Below are 2,095 nucleotides of genomic sequence, written 5' to 3' on the forward strand. Positions count from 1 at the left end.
GGTGGTCGGTCTCATCGGCGTGACGTCGCAGATCTACCGGCCGGCCGCCGCCGCCATGCTGGTCGACTCCGTGACGACCAACCAGCAACGGCTGGCCGCCTTCGGGGTGTTCCGGTTCGCGATGAACGTGGGCGCCGCCCTGGGCGGCCTCATCGGCGGTGTGCTGGCCGGCACCTCCTACGTGGGTCTCTTCCTGGGCAACGCCGCCGCGTGCCTGCTGTTCGGCTTGGTCGTGGCGGTGCTGCTGCGGGATGTGCCCCAGCCGCGGTCCGACCAGGACTACGCGGACGACGCCGGCAAGCAGGCGGACCGGGCGGTGGGATACCGGCAGGTGCTCGCCGACCGCACCCTGGTGCGATTCCTGCTGATGACCGTGGTCGCCGAGTTCGTCTACATCCAGTCCACCGTCGGCCTGCCCCTGCACGTCAGCGACGTGGGTCTGAGCCCGGGCGACTTCGGTCTCCTCATCGGGCTCAACGGTCTGCTGGTGCTGGTGCTGGAGCTGCCCATCACCGGCGCGATCTCCCGGTACCGGCCGGAGTACGTCCTGGCCGTCGGCAACCTGATCGTCGGTGTCGGTCTCGCGCTGACCGGGTTCATGAGCAGCATGGTCATGCTGGCGGCGACGGTGCTGATATGGACGTTCGGCGAGATGATAACGAGCACCATCTCCCAGGCCTACCTGGGAAGTCTGGCTCCGCCGCACATGGTCGGGCGCTACCAGGGGCTGCACGGCGTCGCGTACACGACCGGTACGGGCGCCGGACCGCTCATCGGCGGCGCCGTGTACGCGATGGGCCCGTGGGCGCTGTGGGCCCTGATCGGCGTGGCCGGGCTGCTGTCCGCCCAGCTCAGTCTGCCGCGCCGCCGCCGCGCGGCGTCCACAGTGGACGAACCGGACTCCTGACCCCGGTGGGCTTTGGCGGACGGCCCCCTTGGACGGCAGGCTGCCTGGCCTGTGCGCACGTGCCATAGCATGGCGTGCATGTCGCGACGCGTGCCAAGACCGCTCCGGATGTGGTCCGTGCCAAGACCGCTCCGGGTGTGGTCCGGGGCGCTTCTCGCGTGCGCGCTCATGGTCTGCCTGACCGGGCTGGCGCGACCGGCCATGGCGATGCCCTCGCCCTCTTCGATGGACTCGATGAAGGTGTCCACCCCGGTCAAGGCTGCTGCAAGCCCCTCTGGGCCGGCGCAGTACGCGTCAGCGGTCCCGACGGCGACGCAGTCGGAGGGGACCGGTTCGGTCGAGCACTGTGATCACTGCCCGATGCTCGAGAAGCAGTGCCCGGCGCCGCAGGCGACGCTCGTCCACGAGGTGCAGCCGAGCCCTGCGTCGACCGGTCAGCCAACAGCGATGGCCTGCTCCCCTGCGGCTGTGGGCGCGCTGCCCAACGCGCCGCCTCCGCCACTCCCACCTCCTGATCTTCACCAGTTGTGCGTGTCACGGACGTGATGATCCCTCGCCCGTGAGGCAGCGATCGCTGCTGACTCGCGGGATGCCGGCTTTCCTCACGCCCCGCCTCGGCACGCCCTGATCCGACTCTCTCCGGGTGCGTGCCGTCGTATCCGAACAGGAGTCCCGACGCATGACGTCCTCCGTCACCTTGCTCATCACCGGTGTCACCACCGGTCTCTTCGCCGGTGGTGCCTCATGCGCCGCCGTCCAGGGTGGCCTGCTGGCCGGCGCGGTCACCCGCCGCGATGCCACCACCCCGACCGCGCCCGAGCGCACGACCACGACCACCACGGTCGCGCAGCAGGCAGCCGGTCATCTGGCCCCGGTCGGCGCGTTCCTCGTGGGGAAACTGATCTCCCACACCATCCTCGGTTCCCTGCTCGGCATCTTCGGCGCCGCTCTGCAGCCGAGCCCCAGAGCGCAGGCGGTGCTGCTCTTCGTCGCTGCGGCGCTGATGGTGGTCTTCGCCCTCGATCTCCTCGGCGTCAAAGCCGTGGGCCGACTCGTACCCTGCCCACCGGCCGCGTTCGGACGGCTCGTGCGACGCAGCACCAAGACCGCCTCTATGGCCACTCCCGTGCTGGTCGGATTCGCCACCGTTCTGGTGCCGTGCGGGGTGACGCTGTCGATGGCGCTCGT

The 2,095-nt window shown here is 70.1% G+C and carries 2 protein-coding genes; both read left to right on the plus strand.

All coding sequences use genetic code 11. The features are described from left to right. On the plus strand, positions 1–907 hold a 907-nt coding region (locus ACRDP3_RS00085; protein ID WP_431514696.1), incomplete at its 5' end, for an MFS transporter. Between the two features lie 679 nt (positions 908–1,586). Continuing rightward, on the plus strand, positions 1,587–2,095 hold a 509-nt coding region (locus ACRDP3_RS00090), incomplete at its 3' end, for a sulfite exporter TauE/SafE family protein (RefSeq protein ID WP_431514697.1).

Origin of the sequence: Streptomyces sp., assembly GCF_050698815.1 — a bacterium.
In the GTDB taxonomy this organism is placed as follows: Bacteria; Actinomycetota; Actinomycetes; order Streptomycetales; family Streptomycetaceae; genus Streptomyces.